Annotated in this window: 18 protein-coding genes; 7 read left to right on the forward strand and 11 right to left on the reverse strand. The window is 69.8% G+C overall.

The features are described 5' to 3' along the window. Nucleotides 1-205 precede the first annotated feature (205 nt). Nucleotides 206-1,561 (reverse strand): nitrate/nitrite transporter, encoded by a 1,356-nt coding sequence (locus EDF50_RS02675; RefSeq protein ID WP_123518407.1) that lies wholly within the window; start codon nucleotides 1,559-1,561, stop codon nucleotides 206-208. A gap of 88 nt (nucleotides 1,562-1,649) precedes the next feature. After that, nucleotides 1,650-2,576, reverse strand: a complete 927-nt coding sequence (locus EDF50_RS02680; RefSeq protein WP_123517901.1) for a proteasome assembly chaperone family protein — start codon at nucleotides 2,574-2,576, stop codon at nucleotides 1,650-1,652. A gap of 85 nt (nucleotides 2,577-2,661) precedes the next feature. On the opposite strand from EDF50_RS02680, the gene EDF50_RS02685 reads away from it, so the two are divergent. From EDF50_RS02685 to sucB, 3 genes are all read left to right on the forward strand, one after another. Continuing rightward, on the forward strand, nucleotides 2,662-4,140 hold the full coding sequence (locus tag EDF50_RS02685; protein ID WP_123517903.1) for a leucyl aminopeptidase: 1,479 nt from the start codon (nucleotides 2,662-2,664) through the stop codon (nucleotides 4,138-4,140). Nucleotides 4,141-4,314: 174 nt separating this feature from the next. Next, complete coding sequence (lpdA, locus tag EDF50_RS02690) at nucleotides 4,315-5,688, forward strand: dihydrolipoyl dehydrogenase (protein ID WP_123517905.1); 1,374 nt, start codon at nucleotides 4,315-4,317, stop codon at nucleotides 5,686-5,688. A 90-nt stretch (nucleotides 5,689-5,778) separates the two neighbouring features. Further along, the gene (sucB, locus tag EDF50_RS02695; protein WP_123517907.1) at nucleotides 5,779-7,263 is read left to right on the forward strand and encodes a 2-oxoglutarate dehydrogenase, E2 component, dihydrolipoamide succinyltransferase; all 1,485 of its coding nucleotides are present in this window, start codon (nucleotides 5,779-5,781) and stop codon (nucleotides 7,261-7,263) included. 27 nt (nucleotides 7,264-7,290) lie between these two features. Here sucB and EDF50_RS02700 read toward each other — a convergent pair whose 3' ends face one another. After that, nucleotides 7,291-8,676 carry a hypothetical protein gene (locus EDF50_RS02700; protein ID WP_123517908.1) on the reverse strand — a complete coding sequence of 462 codons (1,386 nt, stop codon included), beginning with the start codon at nucleotides 8,674-8,676 and terminating at the stop codon, nucleotides 7,291-7,293. Between the two features lie 122 nt (nucleotides 8,677-8,798). Here EDF50_RS02700 and EDF50_RS02705 point away from each other — a divergent pair, with 122 nt between their 5' ends. Continuing rightward, nucleotides 8,799-9,521 carry a DUF4191 domain-containing protein gene (locus EDF50_RS02705; RefSeq protein ID WP_123517910.1) on the forward strand — a complete coding sequence of 241 codons (723 nt, stop codon included), beginning with the start codon at nucleotides 8,799-8,801 and terminating at the stop codon, nucleotides 9,519-9,521. A 92-nt stretch (nucleotides 9,522-9,613) separates the two neighbouring features. On the opposite strand, the gene EDF50_RS02710 is transcribed toward EDF50_RS02705, so the two are convergent. Further along, complete coding sequence (locus EDF50_RS02710) at nucleotides 9,614-10,057, reverse strand: RDD family protein (RefSeq protein ID WP_123517912.1); 444 nt, start codon at nucleotides 10,055-10,057, stop codon at nucleotides 9,614-9,616. A gap of 138 nt (nucleotides 10,058-10,195) precedes the next feature. Between EDF50_RS02710 and glnA the strand changes: the two genes are divergently transcribed. Further along, nucleotides 10,196-11,620, forward strand: a complete 1,425-nt coding sequence (glnA, locus tag EDF50_RS02715; RefSeq protein ID WP_123517913.1) for a type I glutamate--ammonia ligase — start codon at nucleotides 10,196-10,198, stop codon at nucleotides 11,618-11,620. Between the two features lie 194 nt (nucleotides 11,621-11,814). Here glnA and EDF50_RS02720 read toward each other — a convergent pair whose 3' ends face one another. Genes EDF50_RS02720 through EDF50_RS02730 form a run of 3 tightly spaced genes read right to left on the reverse strand, consistent with a single transcriptional unit; the run spans nucleotide 11,815 to nucleotide 16,475 of the window. After that, nucleotides 11,815-13,245: a UDP-glucose/GDP-mannose dehydrogenase family protein gene (locus EDF50_RS02720; protein WP_123517915.1), complete on the reverse strand. Its 1,431-nt coding sequence runs from the start codon at nucleotides 13,243-13,245 to the stop codon at nucleotides 11,815-11,817. 55 nt (nucleotides 13,246-13,300) lie between these two features. Further along, nucleotides 13,301-14,896, reverse strand: a complete 1,596-nt coding sequence (locus tag EDF50_RS02725; RefSeq protein WP_233570273.1) for a glycoside hydrolase family 26 protein — start codon at nucleotides 14,894-14,896, stop codon at nucleotides 13,301-13,303. Next, entirely contained in the window at nucleotides 14,889-16,475 is a 1,587-nt protein-coding gene (locus tag EDF50_RS02730; protein WP_123518408.1) for a glycosyltransferase, read from the reverse strand. The genes EDF50_RS02725 and EDF50_RS02730 overlap by 8 nt, the downstream gene beginning before the upstream one ends. Nucleotides 16,476-16,630: 155 nt before the next feature. Between EDF50_RS02730 and EDF50_RS17010 the strand changes: the two genes are divergently transcribed. Then, nucleotides 16,631-16,756, forward strand: a complete 126-nt coding sequence (locus EDF50_RS17010) for a hypothetical protein (RefSeq protein ID WP_255410025.1) — start codon at nucleotides 16,631-16,633, stop codon at nucleotides 16,754-16,756. A 224-nt stretch (nucleotides 16,757-16,980) separates the two neighbouring features. Here the strand turns inward: EDF50_RS17010 and EDF50_RS02735 are convergent, their stop codons facing one another. Both EDF50_RS02735 and EDF50_RS02740 read right to left on the reverse strand, forming a co-directional pair. Beyond that, nucleotides 16,981-19,926, reverse strand: a complete 2,946-nt coding sequence (locus EDF50_RS02735; RefSeq protein WP_123517919.1) for a bifunctional [glutamine synthetase] adenylyltransferase/[glutamine synthetase]-adenylyl-L-tyrosine phosphorylase — start codon at nucleotides 19,924-19,926, stop codon at nucleotides 16,981-16,983. A 21-nt stretch (nucleotides 19,927-19,947) separates the two neighbouring features. Next, complete coding sequence (locus EDF50_RS02740) at nucleotides 19,948-21,285, reverse strand: glutamine synthetase family protein (protein ID WP_123517920.1); 1,338 nt, start codon at nucleotides 21,283-21,285, stop codon at nucleotides 19,948-19,950. 37 nt (nucleotides 21,286-21,322) lie between these two features. On the opposite strand from EDF50_RS02740, the gene EDF50_RS02745 reads away from it, so the two are divergent. Then, entirely contained in the window at nucleotides 21,323-23,092 is a 1,770-nt protein-coding gene (locus EDF50_RS02745) for an NAD+ synthase (RefSeq protein WP_123518409.1), read from the forward strand. 47 nt (nucleotides 23,093-23,139) lie between these two features. Here the strand turns inward: EDF50_RS02745 and EDF50_RS02750 are convergent, their stop codons facing one another. Together EDF50_RS02750 and EDF50_RS02755 are read right to left on the reverse strand one after the other, a co-directional pair. Next, nucleotides 23,140-23,313 carry an SPOR domain-containing protein gene (locus EDF50_RS02750; protein WP_123517922.1) on the reverse strand — a complete coding sequence of 58 codons (174 nt, stop codon included), beginning with the start codon at nucleotides 23,311-23,313 and terminating at the stop codon, nucleotides 23,140-23,142. 87 nt (nucleotides 23,314-23,400) lie between these two features. Continuing rightward, nucleotides 23,401-24,885: a peptidoglycan DD-metalloendopeptidase family protein gene (locus EDF50_RS02755; RefSeq protein ID WP_148076741.1), complete on the reverse strand. Its 1,485-nt coding sequence runs from the start codon at nucleotides 24,883-24,885 to the stop codon at nucleotides 23,401-23,403. Nucleotides 24,886-24,953: the final 68 nt, after the last annotated feature.

Below are 24,953 nucleotides of genomic sequence, written 5' to 3' on the forward strand. Positions count from 1 at the left end.
TGACGCGATCGTCGCGTTCACGTGCGCCGGTGGGGACGTCGACCGGCACTGGGCGTCGGCCGAATTCGGGCAGTACGAGGACCCATGTCAAGTCCTCGATCGATTGCGCGACGGCTGTGCCGACTCGTGAACTCGATCGATGGACATGAACGGGTCCGTATCCCATTATTGCACGTCCACAGGGAGCCGGACGACGCGGGCCGCTTCAGGCGATCGGCCCCCGCCGGGTGCGACGGCGTGCGGCCTGCCATCTCCTGTTCAGGGCAACCCAGAGGGGAGCCACCTCTATTCCCTCTTCGAGGCGCAGACCCCGGCGTGTCCGCCGGCGCTCGACGAGCAAGGCCACCACACCACCGCCGACCACCACGTACTGGACGAGGAGCGCGATGCGGAACGACTCGAACGCGAAGAGGTCGCTCGGCTGTCCCGAGGCGATGCGGACCGCGTCGAGCCGGTCGAGGACGACACCGATCAGGAACATCATGACGAAGCTCGCCAGGAAGCCACCGACGTTGACCACGCCGTTGGCCACACCGAGGCTGCGCAGCGGATTGAAGGTCCGCGCGAAGTCGAAGCCGATCAGCGAACCCGGTCCGCCCACCCCGAGGACGACGACGAGCACGTAGGCCAGCCAGTGCGGCGGAGTCCCGGGCCACGCCAGCAACATCGTCCAGACCACGGCAAGCACCGTGACGATGCCGAGCACGAGGTTGGACCGTCGCATCGGGTACCGAGCGACCAGCAGCCCGAGCACCGGCCCTGCGACGACTCCCGACAGGACCAGCAGCGAGAGCATGCCCGAGGCCTCGCCGGTCGAGAAGCCGAGACCGCCCACGAGCAAGGGGACGCCCCACAGCAGACTGAACACGGTGCCCGACGATTGGGTCACGAAGTGCGACCAGAACCCCAACCGCGTCCCCGGACGACGCACGCTCTGTCCGAGCTGTCGACCCGCGTCGGCCCAACTGACGCCTCCCCCGGATCGCACGCGACCGGTCGGTGATTCTTTCACGACCGACACCACCACGACGGCGGCGACGACCGACAGGGAGGCTGCGCTCAAGAAGGCGGGACCCCACCCCGCCCCGTGGAGGACGATGGAGAGCGGCACGGCCGACAGCACCTGGCCGAGTTGTCCGACGTTGCCGGTCCACTGCGACACCTGCGGCAGGATCGGACCACGGAACCACGACGGCAGCAGCCGGATCACCGAGATGAAGGTCATCGCGTCGCCGGCGCCGACGAGCACGCGACCCACGACGGCGACGCCGATGGTCGGTGGAGAGAAAGCCACGACGAGTTGACCTGCGGCCAGCAGGACGGCTCCGGCGACGATCAGCCTCTTGGGTCCCACCCGGTCGAGCAACACGCCGACCGGGATCTGTAGGCCGGCGTAGACGACGAGCTGGACGACGGCGAGCGTCGACAGGGTCGACGCCGAGACGCCGAAGAGGTGCTGCGCCTCGACACCCGAGACTCCGAGCGACGAGCGCTGCAGGACGGCGACGACGTACGCGAAGACGGCGGCTCCCCAGACGATCCAGGCGCGTGCGGAGTTCACCACGCGACACTAGCCGATCGAGGGCCGGCTACCGGCCCGCACCTCCCGCCGTCCAGGACCGGAACGGGCCCGGGAGGCGCGGACTCGGTCAGGAGGGGACGTCACCCTCGCCGTCGACCCGCCGCGTGGCCAGGAACTTCTCCAACTCGGCGGCCAAGGCGTCGGCCGAGGGCACCTGGCCGTCCTGATCGGTCAGCGGGGACGGAAGGGGATTGCCCTGCATGTAGGTGTCGTGGCGCTCTTCGAGCGTGGCGACGAGGCGTGAGAGCTCGTGGTTGCCGGCGACCTGCTCGTCGACCTTCACCATGAAGTCGCGACCTTCTTCGCGAAGGCGGTCGGTCGGGAAGATCAGCCCGGTCGCGGCGCTGATGCTCGAGAGGGCCGCGACGGCGGCGTCGGGGAACTCCGTGTCGGCCAGGTAGTGCGGCACCAACAGGACGAACCCCGTGGTGGGGTGCCCCGTCTCGCCGAGACGGTGCTCGACGAGGTGCAGCGCGTTCGCCGGGGCCTGCGTGACGGGCTTCCACACGGACATCGCCTCGACCAGGTCTGAGCGGTTGCCGCTGACCGTGACCCCGATCGGGCGCGTGTGCGGCACGGGCATGGGGATCGAATGCACCCAGGTCGTGGTCGACACGCGGTAGCGCTCGACGAGTTGCACGACGGCCGCGGTGAAACGCTGCCACTGGAAGTCGGGTTCGAAGCCCGCGAGGAGCAGGAACTGTTGACCGAGGTCGTCTCGGACGAGATACAGGGAGAGGGTCGAGGGTTCGATCTCGGAGATGTGGTCCTGGTCGAATGTGAAGGTGGGACGACGAGCCCGGTAGTCGAGGAGCTCGTCGGCGTCGAAGGACGCCACGAGGGTGTGGCCGAGCGTGTCGAGGACGTACTCCGCCAGCTGACTCACCGCCGAACCCGCGTCGGCGAACCCGGTCAAACCGGCGACGAGCGGCAGGCCTTCGGGCACGCCGTCGGCGTCGGGGGCGATGTCGTAGAGAGCTGCGGGGTCGTGCATATCGTCCATGCTAGGCATCGGGCGTCGACGAGAGGGCCGGTGACCACGTGCCGAGAGCGAACAGCACGGTCGATACGATGGGCCGATGACCGTCGCCACCCTCTCCGTCCTCTCGTCCGATCCGACCGCCGCCGAGGCCGACGTGCTCGTCGTCGGTGTCGTGAAGGGGGCCGACGGCCCCGAGCCGACCCTCGAGGTCGACGGACTCGCCGAGTCCTTCGCCGCCCTGGGCGTGACCGGTGCCCGTGACGAGCTGGTCAAGGTCCCCGGCCACGGCGTCGCCGCCGCCCTCGTGGCATTGGTCGGCCTGGGTGACTCGATCACGACCGAGAGCCTCCGTTACGCGGCGGGCTCGGCCGTCCGCCAGCTCACGGCCGTCGACCGGGTCGTCCTGGCGCTGCCCGTCGCGGACGACGACCAGGCCCTGGCCGCCCTCGAAGGCGCCGCGATCGCGTCCTACGAGTTCGACTCGTTCCGCCACGCGTCGGCGTCCGACACCCGTCGTCACGCTCGGGACATCGCCCTCGCGACGTCGACGGGCCCGTCCGACTCCGTCCTCGTACGCGCGGCCGTCGTCGCCGAAGCGGTGCACACCGTCCGCGACCTGGCCACGACTCCCCCGCAACAGATGTACCCGCAGGCACTCGCCGACTTCGCCGTGACACACGCCTCGGACGATGCCCTCTCGGTGACCGTCCTCGACGAGGACGGCCTCCGCGACGGCGGGTACGGGGGCATCCTCGGCGTCGGCCAGGGCTCCAGCCGCGCTCCGCGACTGGTCAAGGTCGAGTACGCCCCCGCCGGGGCCACCAAGCACCTGGCCCTGGTCGGCAAGGGCATCACCTACGACACCGGCGGACTCTCGCTCAAGCCCGCCGCGAGCATGCTCGGCATGAAGGACGACATGACGGGAGCCGCCACGGTCCTCGCCGTGACGGTGGCCGTCGCGAAGCTGCGGTTGCCGGTCCGGCTGACCGCCTGGCTGTGCATCGCCGAGAACATGCCGAGCGGCACCGCCATCCGTCCCGACGACGTACTCACGATCAAGGGCGGCACGACCGTCGAGGTGACCAACACAGACGCCGAGGGCCGGCTGGTCATGGCCGACGGTCTCGTCGCGGCGAGCGACGAACAGCCCGACGCCATCGTCGACGTCGCGACGCTCACGGGCGCTCAGGTCGTCGCCCTCGGCACGCGCTACGTCGGAGTCATGGGCAACGACGACCTCGCGACCGAGATCGTGTCTCTGGCCGACACGACGGGTGAGACGTTCTGGCGCATGCCCCTGGCTGCCGAACTCCGCGCCCGGCTCAACTCCGACGTGGCCGACCTGGTGAACGCCACACCAGGCAACACGGCCGCCGGCATGCTGCTCGCCGGGGTGTTCCTCAACGAGTTCGTGGGGACGCGCGAGGGCACGTCGACCCCCATCCCCTGGGCACACCTCGACATCGCCGGCCCCTCGAACAACAAGGGCGGCGGCTTCGGCTACACGGCCAAGGGTTCGACGGGCGTCACGGTCCGCACCCTGATCGAGCTGGCCGACAAGTTTTCCGCTGCGTAGTAGGGTCGAGGGGGCGGGAGAAACCCGCTGAGATCGGTCCCCCGAGAGCATCCCCCGGCGTGCGTCACCACGACGCCGCCGGACGATGCGGTCGGTTCGGGGTCGGGCGCCGTCGCCACCGCGACGACCCCGCCTCGGCGTCGGGGCACCGCGGACGCACGAGGGAGTTGCTGGGTGTCGGAACAGAATTTTGACCTGGTCGTGCTCGGTGGCGGGAGCGGCGGATACGCCGCGGCGCTACGAGCGAGCGAGCTGGGACTGAGCGTCGCACTCGTCGAGAAGGACAAGGTCGGGGGCACGTGCCTCCACCGAGGCTGCATCCCCACCAAGGCGCTGCTGCACTCGGCCGAAGTGGCCGACGTGTCGCGCGAATCCGCGAAGTACGGCGTCAACACCGACTTCCATGGCATCGACATCGCCGCCGTGACCTCTTACCGCGAAGGCATCGTCGCCAGCAAGTACAAGGGTCTCCAAGGGCTCGTGAAGGCCCGAGGCATCACGACCGTCGAAGGCGAGGGGAAGCTCACCTCGCCCTCGACCGTCCAAGTCGGCGACACCACGCTCAAGGCGAAGAACGTCGTCCTCGCCACGGGGTCGTACTCACGCAGCCTCCCTGGGCTCGAGATCGGCGGCAAGGTCATCACCAGCGAGCACGCCCTCGCCCTCGATCACGTGCCCGACAAGGTCGTCATCCTCGGCGGCGGAGTCATCGGCGTCGAGTTCGCCAGCGTCTGGAAGAGCTTCGGCGTGGACGTGACCATCGTGGAAGCGCTCCCCCACCTCGTCCCCAACGAAGAAGAGTCGATCTCGAAGCAGTTCGAGAGGGCTTTCCGCAAGCGAGGAATCGCGTTCTCGCTCGGCGTCCGCTTCCAGGGTGTCGAGCAGAACGACGACGGCGTCGTCGTCACCCTCGAGGACGGCAAGACCTTCGAAGCCGATCTCATGCTCGTCGCCGTCGGCCGGGGCCCGTCGACCGCAGGTCTCGGCTACGAAGAAGTCGGGGTCACGATGGACCGCGGCTTCGTGCTGACGAACGAGCGCCTCGCGACGAACGTCCCCGGCGTCTACGCCCTGGGCGACATCGTCCCCGGCCTGCAGCTCGCGCACCGCAGCTTCCAGCACGGCATCTTCGTCGCCGAGGAGATCGCGGGCCTGAAGCCCCAGGTGATCTCCGACGTGAACATCCCGAAGGTCACCTACTCCGACCCCGAGGTCGCATCGGTCGGCCTGACCGAGGTCAAGGCAGCGGACCAGTACGGCGCCGACAAGGTCACCAGCTACGACTACAACCTCGCCGGCAACGGCAAGAGCCACATCATCGGGACGAGCGGCTCGGTCAAGGTCGTCCGGGTGGTCGACGGTCCCGTCGTCGGCGTGCACATGATCGGCGCCCGCGTCGGCGAGCTGATCGGCGAGGCACAGCTCGCCGTCAACTGGGAGGCCTATCCCGAAGACGTCGCTCCCCTGATCCACGCGCACCCCACCCAGAACGAAGCACTCGGAGAAGCCATGCTGGCCCTCGCCGGCAAGCCCCTCCACGCGATGTAGATCCCGAGCACCATCGCTCCTGCCCAGCAGGGGCCCGCATCACCACCACAGCAACCACAGACACACAATGTCGTCAAAGGAGCCCCACAGATGAGCGAATCCGTCAACCTCCCGGCACTCGGTGAGAGTGTCACCGAGGGTACGGTCACCCGCTGGTTGAAGAACGTCGGTGACCGCGTCGAGGTCGACGAGCCGCTGCTCGAGGTCTCGACCGACAAGGTCGACACCGAGATCCCTTCCCCCGTCGCCGGCGTGATCGAGGAGATCCTCGTCCCCGAGGACGAGACCGTCGAGGTCGGCACCGCCCTGGTCCGAATCGGGGACGGCAGTGCCTCCGAGGCACCCGCCGCCGAGCCCGAAGCCGCGGCTGAGCCCGAGCAGGCTCCTGAGGCACCCGCCGAGCCCGAGGCCGCCGAGCCCGAGGTGGCCTCGTCCGCCGCCCCCGCCCCCGGCGAGGACTCGTCGGCCAGCGCGCCCGAACCCGCCCCCGCGGTGGACCCGGCGCCCGCCGCGGAGCAGGACGCTGCCGGTCAGCAGCCCGCCGCGACGCAGCCCGAGGCCACCCAGCCCAGCAGCGAGCAACCTGCTCCGTCGGCTCCCACGTCCTCGCCCGCGACGGGGTCGGCCGAGTCGTCCGCCCCCGCCGCGCCGGCACCCAGCAGCGGTGCCCCGGTCGGGTACGTCACCCCTCTCGTCCGCAAGTTGGCGAACGAGAAGGGTGTCGACATCTCCACCCTGTCGGGCAGCGGAGTCGGCGGCCGCATCCGCAAGGAGGACGTCCTCGCCGCGGCCGAGGCCGCCGCGTCCGCATCGACCACGGCACCGGCTTCGTCCGGTCCCGCACCGATCGAGGTGTCGCCGTTGCGCGGCACCACCGTCCCGATGTCGCGCCTTCGCAAGGTCGTCGCCGAACGTGCCGTCCAGTCGATGCAGGCCATGGCCCAGCTCACCAGCGTGGTCGAGGTCGACGTCACCAAGGTCGCTGCGTTCCGTGATGCCCACAAGGGTGCCTTCCTGGAGAAGACCGGCAACAAGTTGTCGTTCCTCCCCTTCTTCACCCTGGCAGCCGCCGAGGCACTCAAGGCGCACCCGAAGCTCAACGCCACGGTCGACGGCGATTCGATCGTCTACCCCGACCACGAGCACGTGGCCATGGCGGTCGACACCGAGCGTGGCCTGCTGACCCCGGTCATCAAGAACGCCTCCGACCTCGATCTCGCGGGCATCGCCGGCGAGATCGCCGACCTCGCGCAGCGCACGCGGGACAACAAGCTGAAGCCCGACGAATTGGCCGGTGGCACGTTCACCGTCACGAACACGGGCTCGCGCGGCGCCCTGTTCGACACGCCGGTGGTCTTCCTTCCGCAGGTCGCCATCCTCGGCACCGGCATCGTCGTCAAGCGTCCGGTGGTCATCAAGGCCGACGGTTCGGAGTCCATCGCGATCAGGTCGATGGTCTACCTGGCCCTGTCGTACGACCACCGCATCGTCGACGGTGCCGACGCCGCACGCTTCCTGGTCGCGGTGAAGGATCGTCTCGAGGGCGGGGACTTCACGTCCAAGCTCGGCATCTGACGACCGTCGGGTGAGTCCTGCACGGGCTCACGACTCGACGAACACCTCGCGAAGCCGCCAACCGGCCTCGGTCCTCATCACGAGGACCAAGGCCGGTTCGCCGTGGGGCCCCGTCGCCTCGAGCACGACCGTCCCGCCGGTTCGGGACGCCTCACCCGCCAACTCGAGCTCGACCGCTGCCGATCCGGCGAGGGAGGGGTCGTCGAGCACGGCGGCGTCCCGGAGCGCGATCGGCGAACCCGGTTGGTCGACGGCGCCGAGACAGCTCGGAGTGGCATCCCGCAGACATTCCAGCCTCGACGCGAGGAGCACCACCGCTGCCGTCCGGGCGTCATCGCCGGTGACGGCCACCTCGATCTCGTCGGCTGTCGCCGCCGTGGCCGTTCCGCCCGGCCTCCCAGGTGGCGACGTCGCGGCGCCCGATGCATCGTCTGCCGGCCTGTCCTGTGCCGAGAGCCCGCCCATCGTCGACATGGCTGTCGGCATCCCCGTCTCGGCCGGCCCATCATCGCGAATCCCCGAGGTCGGTCCGAGGGCGACGGTCGCGCCGACGACCACGACGGCCCCGGCCGCGAGCAGTCGGTAGCGCCCCCTGACGGCTCCGAGTCCGGCGAGCACCCGTCGCGGCCGCAGGTCGGGCACGCGCGCGAGCACCCGATCGAGCACCTCCCATTCGGGCAGGAGCGCGAGCCAGCCCGTCACGACCGGCTCGTCCGCCTGGCCCGCCTGCGCCGCTCCTCGGCGGGCGCCCCGGAGGAGGGCGTCGACGTCCTCGCCGGTCGCGTCGACACTCGACAGCGGGACGGCCTCACCGAGGTCGAAGAGCGACTCCACCAGGGACTCGAAGCTCGACGAGTCCAGGGGCGGCCTCGAGCCCGGTGAGCCGGGCCCGATCGCCCGGCCGATCATCGCCCCGGCGAATGCCGCTGCCACGGGCACCGACGCGTACTCGGCGTCAGGCATCGTCGCTGCCGAAGGCAGGCCGACCAAGACGGGCGCCCCGCGTTCGTCGATCTCGACGTCATCGACCTCGAGGGCGCTGATCGCCACCCCGCGGCGAGCCAGATGCTGGATCGCGCCCACCACCGGCACGACGAGGGTGATGACCTCGCCCGGCTCGGGACGTCCCCTGGCTGCGAGCCACGAGGCGAGCGGCTCGCCGCCGACGTCCTCGAAGGCCAGCACGAGCTCGCCCGAATCACCCGTGAGCACGTCGACGAGGGCAGCGACGTGCGGGTGGTCCGCGTGGGCGAAGGCGACCGCCTCGGCGACGGAGCGTCGTCGGGCCGACCCCGAGCCGCGCCTCCTGAGCACGACGCGCGAGCCACCGGGCGCCTCGGCGAGGACGCGCTCCACGTCACCGTCGAGGCGTCGGGAGAGCACGCGGTAGGGGCCGATCGTCTCGCTCGTCATGGGGCGATGGTGCCGTCCCGTGGTCGGCGACGTCGTCGCGTCGGCGACCTCTGTCGATCGTCGACGGACTCGAGTACCTGGGGAGGACTCGTCCGGACCGCTTACCCCGTATCCTGGTGCACATGGCTCGTCGCACGTCCCCCGAGAACACGTCCCCGAAACCGCCGAAGGAACCCGGCCGTTTCAAGCAGATGTGGCAGGTCTTCCAGATGACCCGCCGCATCGACAAGACGGCGCTGCCGATGATGCTGCTGGCGTTCTTCGTGCCCGTCCTGCTCGGCGTGGCGGCGGCGCTGCTGCTCACGGGCGGTAACGTGCTCGCCCTGGTGCTGTACATCGTCGTCGGCGTCATGCTCGGGTTCCTGCTGCTGCTGATCGTTCTGGGCCGCAAGGCCGAGCGCGCGGCGTACTCACAGATCGAGGGACAGCCCGGTGCCGTCGGCGCCGTCATGAAGAGCGGACTGCGGCGTGCGTGGCGCGCCGCCGAGATGCCCGTCGCCGTCCAGGGCCGCAGCCAGGCCGCGGTGTACCGCGCGGTCGGCAAGCCGGGTGTGGTGTTGATCGCCGAGGGCGGCGCAGGTCAGACCCGTCGACTCGTCGACGAAGAGCGTCGGAAGGTGACCCGCATCCTGCCGAACGTCCCGGTCCACGTCCTCAACGTCGGTCCCGACACCGACGCCGTGCCCCTTCACAAGCTCGCGGCCCGCATGAACAAGCTCAAGTCGTCGATCAACCGCAACGAGGTGCTCGCCGTCAGCAACCGCCTCCAGTCCCTCGGTCAGAACGGCCTGCCCATCCCCAAGGGCGTCGACCCCTTCAAGGTCCGGTCGGGTCGCCCGCGCTGACCCTGGCGACATCCGCCTCGACGTGTCCTGACGACGGCGCCCCTCCTGGCAGGAGGGGCGCCGTCGTCCGTCCGTCGGATCGGTGGGGCGTCTCAGACGCGGACGAGGAGCGTTGCAGCGACGCGGTCGTGCAGGCCCCGCTGGTCGAGGTCCCAGACGACGGCCGGGATGACGAGCACGAGCAGCACCGACCGCAGGACGGGCCGTCCGACGCCGATGCGGCCACCGGCCATCGGCACGAGGCGCATGCCCAAGGCGAGGTGCCCGAGCGATCCGCCGAACAGCACGAGGAACAGCATCTGCATCAGCAGGAACACCCCGGTGATGGCGAGACCTTCTCCGCCGAAGAAGAGCGCGGCCACGGCGTAGGCGATCGCCCAGTCGAGGGCGAGCCCTGCGACGCGCCGTCCGAGTCGAGCCACGGACCGGGGCCCCTTCTCGGGCAACCCGAGCCTCTCCCCCGGCCAGCGTTGCGCACCGTCGTCGGGACCGCCCACCGAGGCGGGGCGTGAAGGAGGCGCGGTGCGATCGGGCATGCTCAGAGCCTACCGAGGGGCCGAGCCGTAACATGCCGGAAACACGAGGGACACCGCAGCGAAACGGCCCCTCCGTAGCCTCGTCGAAGGCTGCGTCCCGCATCCGATCCGTTCCAAGCCCATTGGAGAGACATCTAGATGTTCACCGATTCTTCCGAGGTGCTGAAGTTCATCAAGGACACCGACGTCAAGTTCCTTGACATCCGCTTCACCGATCTTCCCGGTGTCCAGCAGCACTTCAACATCCCCGCCTCCACGGTCGACGAGGAGTTCTTCTCCGTCGGACAGCTCTTCGACGGGTCCTCCATCCGGGGCTTCGCCTCCATCCACGAGTCGGACATGCAGCTCATCCCCGACGTCACGACCGGGTACGTCGACCCGTTCCGCGTCGAGCGCACGCTCGTCCTCGTCTTCGACATCTTCAACCCGCGCAACGGCGAGCTGTACAGCCGTGACCCGCGCCAGGTCGCCAAGAAGGCCGAGAAGTACCTCGCGTCGACCGGCATCGCCGACACGGCGTTCTTCGCGCCCGAGGCGGAGTTCTACATCTTCGACGACGTCCGCTACGAGGTGAAGCAGAACGCCAGCTTCTACAGCGTCGACTCCGAAGAGGGCGCCTGGAACACCGGCCGCGTCGAAGAGGGCGGCAACCTCGCCAACAAGACGGCCTACAAGGGCGGCTACTTCCCGGTCAGCCCCGTCGACAAGACGGCCGACCTGCGCGACGACATCAGCCTCAAGCTGATCGACTCGGGTCTCGAGCTCGAGCGTGCGCACCACGAGGTGGGCACGGGTGGCCAGCAGGAGATCAACTACAAGTTCGACACGATGGTCCACGCCGCGGACGACATCCTCAAGTTCAAGTACATCGTCAAGAACACCGCTGAGCAGTGGGGCAAGGTCGCGACCTTCATGCCGAAGCCGCTCTTCGGTGACAACGGCTCGGGCATGCACACCCACCAGTCGCTGTGGAACGACGGCAAGCCCCTCTTCTACGACGAGAACGGCTACGGCGGGCTCTCCGACCTCGCACGCTGGTACATCGGTGGCCTGCTGAAGCACGCCCCCGCGGTGCTGGCGTTCACGAACCCGTCGATCAACTCGTACCACCGTCTGATCCCCGGCTTCGAGGCCCCCGTCAACCTGGTCTACTCGGCGGGCAACCGCTCGGCGGCCATCCGCATCCCCATCACGGGCACGAACCCGAAGGCCAAGCGCATCGAGTTCCGCGTTCCCGACGCCGCCTCGAACCCCTACCTGGCGTTCGCCGCCCAGCTGATGGCCGGCCTCGACGGCATCCAGAACCGCATCGAGCCGCACGAGCCCGTCGACAAGGACCTCTACGAGCTGCCCCCCGAGGAAGCGAAGAACATCCCGCAGGTGCCGGCGTCGCTCGAGGGCGCCCTCGACGCGCTCGAGGCCGACCACGAGTTCCTGACCAAGGGCAACGTCTTCACCGAGGACCTCATCGAGACCTGGATCGCGTACAAGCGCGAGAAAGAGATCCTGCCCATGGCGCAGCGCCCTCACCCCTTCGAGTTCGAGCTGTACTTCGGCGTCTGACCCGTCGGCGACGAACGCCGAGAGGCCCGCATCCCTCGGGGGTGCGGGCCTCTCGCGTGTGGTGGGCGGCGTCCTCGACGAGGCGACTCGCGCCTCCTCGGGGGCTGCCGGCGCCCAGGAGGCGCGAGGCCACTCACGCAGGACGGGCCGCCTCCCGCAGGAGGCGGCCCGTCAGCCCGTGCCCGACGATCCGGTCAGGCGGGTACGGCGGTCGGCGCCAGCACGCGGCGCTGGGCCGGCGTGCGACGGCCACCCAACGGGCGGACCTCCCATCCGGCGGCCGACCAGACCTCGGCGTCGAGCACGTTGCGCGCGTCGATCACCACGGGGTTCGCGGCGAGCTCGGCGAGTCCGGCCGCGTCCGCGCCGACGAACTCGGGCCATTCGGTGAGCAGCAGCACCGCGTCGGCGTCCGTCACGGCCTCGGCGGCCGAGTCGGCGAACGACAGCGTCGGGAAGCTGCGTTGGGCCGTCTGCGTCGCCTCGGGGTCGACCACGAGCACCTGGGCGCCGCGCAGATGCAGGGCTGCTGCGACGTTCAGGGCCGGCGAGTCGCGCACGTCGTCGGTGTGCGGCTTGAACGCCGCCCCGAGCACCGCGATGCGCCGATTGAGCACCGACCCGCCGCAGGCGTCGATCGCCTGGTCGATGACGCGCTGACGCTGGGCCATGTTGATCTCGTCGACCTGCTGCATGAGCCCGACCACTCGGTGGGCCGAGAGCTCGTTGGCCCGGAACATCAGGGCACGGATGTCCTTCGGCAGGCAACCGCCACCGAAGCCGAGACCGGCGTTGAGGAACTTGCGGCCGATGCGGTCGTCGAAGCCGAGGGCATCGGCGAGGGTCGACACGTTGGCACCGGCCGCCTCGCACAACTCGCTGATCGCGTTGATGAACGAGATCTTCGTCGCCAGGAACGCGTTGGCGCTGACCTTGACCAGCTCGGCGGTCGGCAGATCGCACGAGATGACCGGCGTGCCCGTGGCGATGGGCATCGCGTAGACCTCGCGCATCAGGGCCTCGGAGCGGACGTCGGTCCCACCGAAGACGATGCGGTCGGGACGCAGGGTGTCCTCGACGGCGTGGCCCTCGCGGAGGAACTCGGGGTTCCAGACGAGGTCGGCCGAGACACCGGCGGGGACGACGCCTGCCACGATCTCGCGCAGGTGCGCCGCCGTTCCGACCGGGACGGTCGACTTGCCCACGATGAGGCCGTCGTGGCTCAGGGCGGCGGCGACGTTGCGGGTCGCCTCCTCGACGTACGAGAGGTTCGCGGCGTGGCTCCCCCGACGCTGCGGCGTGCCGACGCAGATGAAGTGCACGTCCGACAGGGCGACGGCCTCGGCGAGGTCGGTGGTGAAGGTGAGGTGACCGGACCCCACGTGCTTCACGATCAACTCGGGCAGGCCGGGCTCGAAGAACGGCACCCGGCCCTCGGCCAGGGCGGCGACCTTGGCGGGGTCGGTGTCGACCCCGATCACGTCGAAGCCCATCTCGGCCATGGCCGCGGCGTGCGTCGCGCCGAGGTAGCCGGTGCCGATGACGCTGATGCGGGGCTTCACGGAAGGGGCGTCGGCTGCCTTCTCGACGACGGCGGACTCGGGGGTGGTGGCGTCTTTCTTCATGATGCGCTCCTGGGTGTGAGGGAGAGGCGGGAGACGAGGAAGGGGGTGGGGGCCGTCACGGCGACGGCTGCAGGTCGAAGCCGACGTCGCGTCGGGTGATCCCCGCCGTGAAGGCGGCGAGGCTGTCGGATCGCGAGGTCAGTCGCCAGTCGTTGGTCGAGCGCACGCCGTCGACGACCGTCGTGGCCACGAGGTCGAAGTACGAGAAGCCGATGATGTCCGCGTTGGCCGGGTCGGCCAGTGCGGTGAACAACGAGTCGAACCACTGGGCCTTCTCGCTCGTGGCCGTCGGATCCGACGACCCACCCGTCTCGCTCGCGCCGATCTCGGCGAGCAGGATGTTCTTGCCCGGTGCGATGGCCCGGATCTGCTTCAGCGTGGCTCCGAAGGTGCTGTCGAAGGTCGGCTTCGACTTGTCGTCGTACGGCGGGCGGTAGTAGCCCGACATGCCCACGATGTCGACGTAGTCGGCACCCGGGTAGAGGCTCGCGAGGAACTCCTGGGTCGTGTGGTTGCTCCCGCCGGTCTTGCCGGTGGCGAGACGGTCGACGCGCGTGGGTGCCCAGACCCAGGCCACCAGGTCGTTCGCCCCCTCACGCTCGAAGAGGTCGTGGACGTGCTGCCAGGCCTTGACGAAGTCCTGGGGTCCGTTGCCGTTCACGGCGCCCTTGCTGTTGCCGTAGTCCGTGCTCCAGGGGTACCAGGTGCCGTTCATCTCGTGATCGAACCGAAGTCCCAGGGGCATGCCGTTCGCGACGATGTCGTCGGCGTACGTGGTCAGGTAGGAGTCGAAGCTGCCGTCGATGATCTTCTTCAGGCTGTAGTCGGGCTGTTCCGACTCGTTGTTGCCGGCCTTGATCGGCTGCGACTCCCAGGTCAACACCGGCAACTTGCCCCGGGACCAGGACGACCGGACGGCGTCGGCGCGGAACTCCTGGTCGAAGCCCTGGAAGTATCCGACCATGTTCGCCTCGGAACCGACCGCCGCCTCCTGGGCGTCGTAGGTCGCCCAGTTGAACGGCGCCTGATCCGTGAAGAGCCCGAAGTACCGCGACTCGGGGTCGATGATCGACGCGAGGGACGGCGTCTGGACCGTGACGGGGCCCGTGGCGCCCCCACCGGTCGAACCGTTCGAGCCGGTGCCTCCCGACCCGGAGCCGCCGGGTGCACCGCTCCCTGCGCCTCGCCCACCGGCCGCGATGCCTGCCGCACCCGAGCCCGAGCCCGCCTCCTGGCCCGCGTCCGCGGCGGACTGCGCCTGGGCCAGGGCCGACTCGGCGGACGTGAGCTTCGCCTGCGCCGCGGTCAGCTGCCCTTCGGACGTCCAGGCCTGCTGCTGCACGTCGGCCAGGGCCGCCTTGCTCTCGGCGAGCTGCTTCTTGGCGGAGACCAGCTGGTCGAGCAGCGCCGACCGGTCGGCCTTGAGCGACGAGACGTTGATCGACGGGTCGACGCCCGTGACCTCGGTGACGGCGCTGCGCACGATGTTGTCGGACGGTGAGACCCAGATGAGCCACGAGATCATGGCGAGCAGCACGACCACGGCGGTGGCACCGAGCGCCGTGCGGCGGGCGTTGCCGTGCGAGGTCGCCCACCAGGCACCCGACTGCATGTGGACGGGGGTGACGAAGTCCTGCGTCGAGTCAGACAATGAAGAAGACCTCCAGGGCGATGATCGCGGCGCCGATCAGGTACGGGAAACCGGCTTTGGGGTTGAGGCGGCGACGTGGAGGCGCGGTGGCGGTCGCCACGGCGGCGACCGGTGCCGGCGCGTTCGACTCCTCCGCTTCGGCGGCCAGCGCCGCCTTGCGGCTCTTGACCAGCACGGCACCGCGGTCGTCCGTGTCGTCGGTGGACGAGCCGAAGTCGAAGAGGGTGTCGACGCCGGGGTCGACCCCGTCACGGAACTGGCGTTCGAGGGCGTCGATCGGGGCCTCCTCGGCCACCTCGTCGATCGCGTCCTGCAGCTCGTCGTTCGCCGCGCCTCCTGCGTAGGCCCCGGCCCGGGTTCCCCAGCCGCTGGCGTGACCCATGCGGAAGAAGCCGATGACCCGGATGGGCATGAGGAAGAACGTCGACACGATGATGAACACCGGCAGGCGGAAGAAGTCGGACGGCTTCTCGGCGAGGTGACGCATCTGACGGATCGCCATGCTCAGCACCGACGAGAGGACCATCAGGACGACGATGCTGATCAGGCCCGTCTGCACGCCGTACTCCTCGAGGATGCCGCGGTACAGGTTGACGCCCTGGCCGGTGATGCCCCGGTAGATCCAGCCGCCGATGACGCCCATCAGCATGAAGGGCAGCACGATGTCCATCGCGAAGAAGAACGCGAGCAACGGGGCGTGACCGATCATCCACGGCATCATGCGCAGGGTGTTGTACTGGCTGCCGCGGGCCCAGCGCAGTTGCTGCTTGTAGAGCTTCTTCACCTGCAGCGGAGCGTCCGTGTAGACGAGGCTCGTGTGCTGGTACACCGTCCGATAACCCTCTTTGAGCGTGAGGTTCGTCAGGGTGCGATCGTCGCTGACCTCGAGGAAGACACCCATGAACTTCTCGGTCATGAACTTGTCCATCACCCGCACGAGGATCTCGCGACGGAAGGCGATCGTGCGGCCCGGCAGGCAGCCGATCTGCCCGAGGACGCTCTGCGCGGGCATCGAGTAGAGCGCCCGCGAGTTCTCGAGCCAGTCGGCCCAGCGGGTGATCCAGCTCCGCTCGGGTTCGAGGATGCGCTGACGGGTGGTCACTCCCCCGACGTTCTCCTGGGCGAAGGGCCGCAACAACTCGGAGAGCGTGCCGGGAGTCCAGACCGTGTCGGAGTCGACGAGGACGGTGATGTCGCCGCGGCTCAGCTCGGTGCCGATCATGACGGCGTTGCGCTTGCCCGGGATCGGCGTGTGCACCCATCGGACGAGTGGGCCGAACTCGTCGCAGACGGCCGCGAGCTCGGGGTTCGGTTTGCCGTTGATGACGACGATGATCTCGCCGGGGCCCTGTTCGACCATACGGCCGATGACGTCGCGGAAGAGATCGAGCGGCTCGTCCACGACGGGGACGACGACGCTGGTGGTGCCGCGGAACTCGCCGGTGAACGGACGGTAGCGGCGGGAGAGCAGGACTTTGATGATCCAGAGCACCCAGATGAGGGCGCTGTAGGCGGCGAAGAGATAGATCTCCGGGTATCCGCCCGCCATGGATCGGAGTTGCAGGATGAAGGTCAACACGATGGCCACCTGAGGTGTGAGAAGGGATCGACTTCCGCAACGCTGGGGAATTGGTCTATCGGGTTGAGGGAATTCTCAGTCACCTACGAGTGCCTCACAAGCATCCCCCGAGCGCGGGGGTGCTGCGTGGGTCGCAGGGGTACATGGAGTCCTGCATGGTGCTGTCGACCAAAGTGCTGACACGCGTGCCGACCGCTGACGAGCGAACGGCCCGGTTCGGACGCGACGAAGCTTCGGTCGACGGCATCGGTGGCCTGCCTGACGAAATACCTGGTCAGTGACCCATACATCGCCGCATCCGGTCTCGTTGCCCTATGGGCACCGTTCGTCGATTCCGCCCTTCCCACGCCGCGACCCCCTACGGGGGTCATCTGCCCGAAATGCACTGGACACGCGAGCAGGGGTACAGAGGCCACTTACGGGGTACATCCGGACGGCGTCGGATCAATCGGCCACAATCGGTCGGCGCGGGGCATCCCGGGCGTGTCGTCCTGCGCGGCCGACCTCAGCCGAGAGGTTCGGGGGCCTCGTCGACGCCGTAGAACTCGCGCTCGAAGACGGCCCGAGACCGACGCGTGACGGCGAGGTAGTCCTCTTCCAGGCTCGTCGCCGACCCCGGGGGGTACTCCATCAACCGCGCCACCCCCTCGAGCTGACGCCGGTCACGTGGCAGGACGTCCTGCGTGCGAGAGGTCCAGAGGGTGACCGCCGAGCGTGCCCTCGAGGCCATGATCCAGGCGTCGTGCAGCCGCTGCGCGTCGTCGGTGGCCACCAGTCCCGCCTCCACGGCGGCAGCGAGGGCGTCCAGGGTGGACGGGGTCCGGAGGCCCGGCACGTGGACCCCGTGTCGCAGCTGCAGCAGCTGCACGAACCACTCGACGTCGCTGAGCGAACCCCGGCCCAGTTTGAGGTGGCGCGAGGGTTCGGCACCCTTGGGCAGCCGCTCGGACTCCACGCGTGCCTTGATCCGCTTCACCTCACGGATCTGTTGCTCGGTCAGCTCCGTGGGGTAGCGAACCGAGTCGGCGACGACCATGAAGTCGTCGAGGAGTGCCCCGTCGCCGGCCACGGGCCGGGCCCGCAACAGAGACTGGGCCTCCCACGTCAGCGACCAGCGGGCGTAGTAGGCGCGGTACGACGACAAGGACCGGACCACCGGCCCGTTCTTCCCCTCGGGTCGCAGTCCGGTGTCGAGGTCGAAGGGCACGAGCGCATCCGACGTGAGCCGGCTCATCTCGGCGGCCACGGCGAGGGCCCGACGGTGCGCCGTCTCGTCGCCCTCGGGAGCCCGGTAGACGTAGAGCACGTCGGCGTCCGAGCCGAACCCCAGCTCTTCTCCCCCGTAGCGACCCATCGCGATCACGGCGAACTCGAGGTCGCCGGCGTCCCGGCGGGCGAGGGCCAGCGCCCCGGTCACCGACGCCGTGGTCACCGCGGTGAGCCCCCGGGCGAGGGCGTCGATGTCGAGGATGCCGAGGATGCCCCCGACGGCCAGCCGCAGGATCTCGCGGCGTCTCGCCTGGCGCAGGACGGTCGCCGCCGCGTCGGACGAGCGATGTCGTGCGAGTGTGGCGGCCGTCTCGTCGAGCAGGCTCGCGAGGGGGCGGGCCCGGAGCTCGGCGTCGTTCTCGAGCCAGGCCGCCGCCTCGGGGATGCGCTCGAGGAGGTCGGCCGCGAAGGTCGAGGACGACAGGACGGTCGTCAGACGGTGGGCCGCCCCGGAGGAGTCCCGCAGCATGCGGAGGAACCAGTACGACTCCCCCAGCCCGTCGCTGAGCCGCCGGAACGCGAGCAGGCCCAGGTCGGGGTCGGTGCCGTCGGCGAACCACTGCAGCATCGCGGGCAGCAGGTGGCGTTGGATGCTGGCCCGGCGTGAGACACCGGCCGTCAGGGCCGCGATATGCCCGAGCGCGCCCTTCGGGTCGGCGAAGCCGATGGCCGCGAGCCGTGCGGTGGCCTGGTCGGAGCTGAGCGCGAGGTCCTCTTCGGGGCGGGCCGCGACGGCCGAGAGGAGCGGGCGGTAGAACAGTCGCACGTGCAGCGTGCGGACCCGCCGCTTCACCCCCTGCCACAGGTCGACGAGTCGGGCCGCCCCCGCCGCGAGACCGGTGCCTCGGGCGAGGACCCGGAGGGCGTTCTCGTCGGTCGGCATGAGGTGCGTGCGCCGGAGCCGTGTCAATTGGATGCGGTGCTCGAGCAGGCGCAGCACCCGGTAGTCGCGGTCGAACTCGGCGGCCTCGGCGCGCCCGACGTATCCGCGTGCCGCCAGCGCGCCGAGGGCGTCCAGGGTCGAGCGCTGGTGCACCCGTTCGTCGGCCTGCCCGTGGACCAGCTGCAGCAGCTGGATGGTGAACTCGATGTCTCGGAGCCCGCCGGGACCGAGTTTGAGCTGCCGGTCCACCTCGTCGGCGGGGATCAGGGCCGTGACCCGTTCACGCATCGCCTGGACCGACTCGACGAAGTTCTCGCGCGAGGCGGCCGACCACACGAACGGAGCGACGGCGGCCACGTAGCGCTCGCCGAGGTCGACGTCGCCGGCCAGGGGGCGGGCCTTCAGCAGGGCCTGGAACTCCCACCCCTTCGCCCAGCGCTCGTAGTAGGCGACGTGCGACTCCAGCGTCCGGACGAGGGCGCCGTCCTTGCCCTCGGGCCGCAGGTTCGCGTCGACCTCCCAGAGGTCGGGTTCGGCGGCGAGGTCGGAGATCGCCCGGGCGGCGTGCATCGCGAGGCGAGTGCCGATCTCGACGGCGCGACCGTTCTCGAGCCCGTCGACCCCCTCGGCGACGTAGACCACGTCGACGTCGCTGAGGTAGTTCAGCTCGCGTGCTCCGGCCTTGCCCATGCCGATGACGGCGAGCCGGGTGCGCTCGACGTCGACGGCGGGGAACGGGACCTCGCGTCTCGCCACGTCGACGGCCGCGTCGAGGGCGGCGCCCGCCAGGTCGGCCAGGGCAGCCGCGACTCGGGGCAGGACCTCGACGGGGTCGTCGGCCTCGAGGTCGTACGACGCCAGCTGCAGCAGGTGGCGTCGGTACCGGACCCGCAGTGCGACACGAGCCTCGTCACCGGTCAGCCCTGTCGCCGCCCGACGGACGTCGTCGCGATACGTCGCAGCCGACGGCGGCTCGTCCAAGGGCTCGAGCAGGACGGACGCTTCGACGGGGCGACGCGCGACGAAGTCCGCGAGTCCCTCGGATGCACCGAGGACCCTCAGGAGGCGCGGCCCGGCCTCGCCGTCGAGCAACTCGACCACGCCGGCACGATCACGCTCGACCGACCGCTCGAGGTGCACGAGGGCCGCGTCCGGGTCGGCGACCGTGGCGAACCACGGGACCAGGTCGCGGACCTGTGGCACCTCGGCGACGAGGCGATCCAGCCGGTCTCGCCCGGCACCGAGGTCGGAGAACCCGAGCCGCGCCAGCTCGGAGAGACCGGTCGCGGATCGGGGCATGAGGGCGCGTCGACCGGACGGCTAGAGGATCTCGAGGTTCGAGCGCAGCTCGAACGGGGTGACCTGTGCCCGGTATTCCTTCCACTCTTGACGCTTGTTGAGCAGGACGTAGTTGAAGACCTGTTCGCCCAGGGTCTCGGCCACGAGCTCGCTGCTCTCCATGATCGACAGGGCGTGGTCCAGGCTGGCGGGCAGCTGACGGTAACCCAGGGCACGACGCTCGGCGTCGCTCAGACCCCAGACGTTGTCTTCGGCCTCGGCCGGCAGCTCGTAGCCCTCTTCGATGCCCTTGAGGCCCGCCGCGAGCATCAACGAGAAGGCCAGGTACGGGTTCGCAGCCGAGTCGATGGCGCGGTACTCGACGCGGCTCGAGTTGCCCTTGTTCGGCTTGTAGAGCGGGACGCGGACGAGGGCGGAGCGGTTGTTGTGGCCCCACGTGACGAAGCTCGGGGCCTCGTCGCCGCCCCAGAGGCGCTTGTAGCTGTTGACGAACTGGTTCGTCACGGCCGTGATCTCGGGTGCGTGCTTGAGCAGGCCCGCGATGAACTGACGACCGATGGTCGACAGCTGGTACTCGGCCCCCGCCTCGTAGAAGGCGTTGGAATCCCCCTCGAAGAGCGACATGTGGGTGTGCATACCCGAGCCGGGGTGCTGGCTGAAGGGCTTCGGCATGAACGAGGCGAAGACGCCCTGCTCGATGGCGACCTCTTTGATGACCGTGCGGAAGGTCATGATGTTGTCGGCCGTCGTCAACGCGTCGGCGTACCGGAGGTCGATCTCGTTCTGACCAGGGCCCGCCTCGTGGTGGCTGAACTCGACCGAGATCCCGAGGTCTTCGAGCATGCGGACCGAGCGGCGCCGGAAGTCGTGGGCGGTGCCGCCCGGCACGTTGTCGAAGTAACCGGCCGAGTCGACCGGCTGGGGGCCGTCGGCACCGAGCTGGGCGCTCTTGAGGAGGTAGAACTCGACCTCGGGGTGGGTGTAGAAGGTGAAGCCACGCTCGCCGGCCCGGGCGAGGGTGCGCTTGAGCACGTTGCGCGGGTCGGCCACGGCGGGCTGCCCGTCGGGCGTCGTGATGTCGCAGAACATGCGGGCGGTCGGGTCGACCTCGCCCCGCCAGGGCAGGATCTGGAACGTCGTCGGGTCGGGCTGGGCGAGCACGTCGGCCTCGTACGACCGGGTCAGTCCCTCGATGGCCGAGCCGTCGAAGCCGATGCCTTCGGCGAAGGCCCCCTCGACCTCGGCCGGGGCGATGGCGACGGACTTGAGCGTGCCGATCACGTCGGTGAACCAGAGGCGGATGAACTTGATGCCGCGCTCTTCGATCGTGCGGAGGACGAAGTCCCTCTGTTTGTCCATGCCACGGCCTTTCTGCTCCGCCACTACGGTAGTGGACATGCCCCGACTCCGCTTGGCGCTCGCGCAGACCAACCCCGTCGTCGGCGACCTCGCCGGCAACTCCGCCCAGATCGTCGAGGCGGCCCGCCGGGCCCACGCCGCCGGCGCCGACCTCCTCGCCGCAGGCGAGATGAGCGTCACGGGCTACCCGATCGAAGACCTCGCCAGTCGGCCGAGCTTCTTGCAGGCCAGTCGGCACGCCGTCGAGGTGCTGGCCGAGACCCTCGCGGCCGAAGGGCTGGGCGACCTGCCCGTCGTGGTGGGCCACGCCGACGGCCCGTTCGAGCCCCGGCTGCTGGGCACGAGCAACGCCCCCACGGCCATCGCGAAGAACTGCGCCAGCGTCCTGCAGGGCGGGCGTGTCGTGACGACCACCGCCAAATACCACCTGCCGAACTACTCGGTCTTCGACGAGTACCGCGTGTTCATCCCCGGCGACGAGCTGCTCGTCGTCCGCGTGGCGGGGGTCGACGTCGCCCTCGTCATCTGCGAGGACCTCTGGCGCGACGGTGGGCCGGTCGAGCGCGTGCTGCACGCGGACGCCGGGCTGCTCGTGGTGATCAACGCGAGCCCGTTCGTCCGCGACAAGGACGAGGTGCGCCTCCCGCTCGTGACCCGCCGGGCGGTCGAGAACGACACCCTGGTGGCCTACGTCAACATCGTCGGTGGTCAGGACGACCTCGTCTTCGACGGCGACAGCGTCGTCGTCGACGGCAGCGGGACGATCCTCGCCCGGGCACCGCAGTTCGACGAGCACCTGCTGGTCGTCGACCTCGACCCCGAGCCGGCGACCGACACCGAGCTGCCCGAGGGCATCCGTCGCGTCGAGCTCGACGCGACCGGCGCCCCGTCCGACGGCTCCGCGGTCGGGCAGGCCCGTGCCTCCTCGCCCGCGGTCGCACGGGACGTCGCCGAGCTTCCCGACGACCGAGAGCAGCTGTGGAACGCCCTCGTGGTCGGAACCCGCGACTACGTGCGGAAGAACGGGTTCCGCAGCGTGATCCTGGGCCTCTCGGGCGGCATCGACTCGGCTGTCTGCGCGGCCGTCGCCGCGGACGCGATCGGGGCCGACGCCGTGTACGGCGTCTCGATGCCGAGCCGCTGGTCGAGCGAGCACAGCCGCAGCGACGCCGACGACGTCGCCGAGCGGATCGGCGTGCAGTACTCGACCGAGCCGATCGCCGACCTCGTCGCGCCGTTCGAGGAGCAGTTGCACCTGACGGGCCTCGCGGCCGAGAACGTCCAGGCCCGCGCCCGGGCCCTCGTGCTGATGGGACTGTCGAACCTGCACGGCCACCTCGTGCTGACCACCGGCAACAAGACCGAGCTGGCCGTGGGCTACTCGACGATCTACGGCGACTCCGTGGGCGGTTTCGCACCGATCAAGGACGTGCCGAAGACGATGGTCTGGGAACTCGCCCGGTGGCGGAACGCCAACGCCGAGTCGATCGGCGAGACGGCGCCGATCCCCGAGAACTCGATCACCAAGCCGCCCTCGGCCGAGCTGCGCCCCGACCAGAAGGACGAGGACTCGTTGCCGCCGTACGAGGTGCTCGACGGCATCCTCGAGGGCTACGTGACGAACGCGCTCGGGGCGGCCGACGTCGTGGCACTCGGCTACGACGCCGACACGGTGGCCGAGATCACGAGACTGGTCGACCGGTCCGAGTGGAAACGCCGACAGGGCGCGATCGGTCCGAAGATCTCGGGAATGGCCTTCGGCCGCGACCGCCGCCTGCCGATCACGTACCGACCGACGACGGTCTGAGGCCCGGGCGTCCCGACGGCGGTCAGCCGACGGGACACCGCAGCCGATCAGGCGTCGGCGGCCTCTTCGGCGTCGAGAGCGGCGTTGCGGGCCTTGATCGTCTCGATCGCCTTCGCCGCCTCGTCGCGCGTGGCGTAAGGCCCCGCACGGTCGACGGCCGGCGAGACCTTGCCCTCTTCGACCTCGTGCGTCTTCGTGTTGAACCAGAACTCTGTCGTCATGGGTGCAGGCTACTGCGCGGCGACGCGAGCGGTGGTCCCACGGCACGGTCGGCCGCCCGAGGGGCGGTGATCACCGACCGGCGCGGCTCAGCGCACCACGAGGAGGCGCGGGTCGACGCCCGCGAAGGCGAGTCGCTGCCAGGACGACACCGCACCCGACGACGACAGCCAGACACCGGCCTTGAGGTCTGCGTAGTGCACGTCCGCACGCCCGTCTCCGTCGAGATCGCCCAGCTGGAGCCGCTCGGGTGGGTCGCCCGCGAAGACCCGGCTCAGCCACGAGGCCACGCCGCCGCTCGACACGTACCACCTGCCGTCCGCGCGGTTCGCCCAGAAGACGTCGGCACGACGGTCACCGTCGAGGTCGGCCAGGTCCATCTCGGCCATCGGGACGCCCGCGGAAGCCATGGTGCGCCACGGCGTCTTGGCCGACGACGCCGCCCACCAGGCGCCCGTCGGATGTGCCCAGAAGACGTCGTCCCGGCCGTCGCCGTCCAGGTCGGCGATGCGGATGTCGGTGTTCGGCACGTCGGAGGCGGTGGTGACCCAGGCAGAGGTCCCGCCGTACGAGACCTGCCACGTCTGCTTGGCGGAGTTGGCCCAGAAGACGTCGGCGCGTCCGTCCCCGTCGAAGTCGCCCAGCTGCAGTTCGTGACCCGGTGCCTCGCGGGCACCGTTGATGCGAACCCAGGACGAGACCCCGCCGGAGGAGATGCGCCACGAACCGTCGGCCGACGGCCAGAAGACGTCGCTGCGGCGGTCGCCATCGAAGTCGGCGAACTGGAAGAGACTCGTCTCGACGTTGCCGGACGCGAGCGTCCGCCAGTTGGACGTGCCGCCGTCCGAGGCCCACCATTGTCCGTTCGGGTTGCCGTAGAAGACGTCGGCACGACCGTTGCCGTCGAAGTCCGTCGAGTTGGCCGTCCTCGGCAGACCGCAGCCGGCGTAGAGCCCGAAGCCCGCCGTGTCGGGGCAGGAGTCCGCGGCGTTCGGGATCTTGTCTCCGTCACGGTCGGCGAGTCCGTCGCCGAGGCCCGGGAAACTCCACCCGACGGGGGTGCCGAGTGTGACGTTCCGGCCGCAGGTGAAGTACGAGTTGAGGCCGTCTTGGACGGCTCCGCCGACGCGGACCTCGAAGTGCAGGTGGACCCCGGACGACGCGCCGGTCGACCCCATCGAGCCGAGGGCCTGGCCCTGCCTCACGCTCTGACCCGGGGTCACGGTGGTCGAGTTCACGACGAGGTGGGCGTAGCGGGTCGTGTATCCCGCGGCGTGCTGGAGGACCACCTGGGTGCCGTAGCCCGTGGTGGCCGTCGACTGGGTCACCGAGACCACCGTGCCCGCGGCGGCCGCCACCACCTGCCCGCCCGACAACCGGGCGATGTCGGTGCCCGAATGCGTGTCGTTCGCGCCACAGTGGCTTCCGACGGTGCCGGTGATGCGTCCCGTCGCCGGCACGATCATCGCGCCGTTCGCCGCTTCCGCGGGCGAGGTCGCCGCCACCGTGCCACCGACGAGCGCCAACGTCGCCACCACGGCGACCACGGCCCTCCTGATCCTGTTGCGTCCCACGTCGTCCCTCGTCCTCGTTGTCCCCCGGGGGAGACTGCCAGATGTACCCCGTGTCGAGGAATCCCCCC

It is taken from the genome of Frigoribacterium sp. PhB24 (assembly GCF_003755185.1).
Lineage (GTDB): Bacteria > Actinomycetota > Actinomycetes > Actinomycetales > Microbacteriaceae > Frigoribacterium.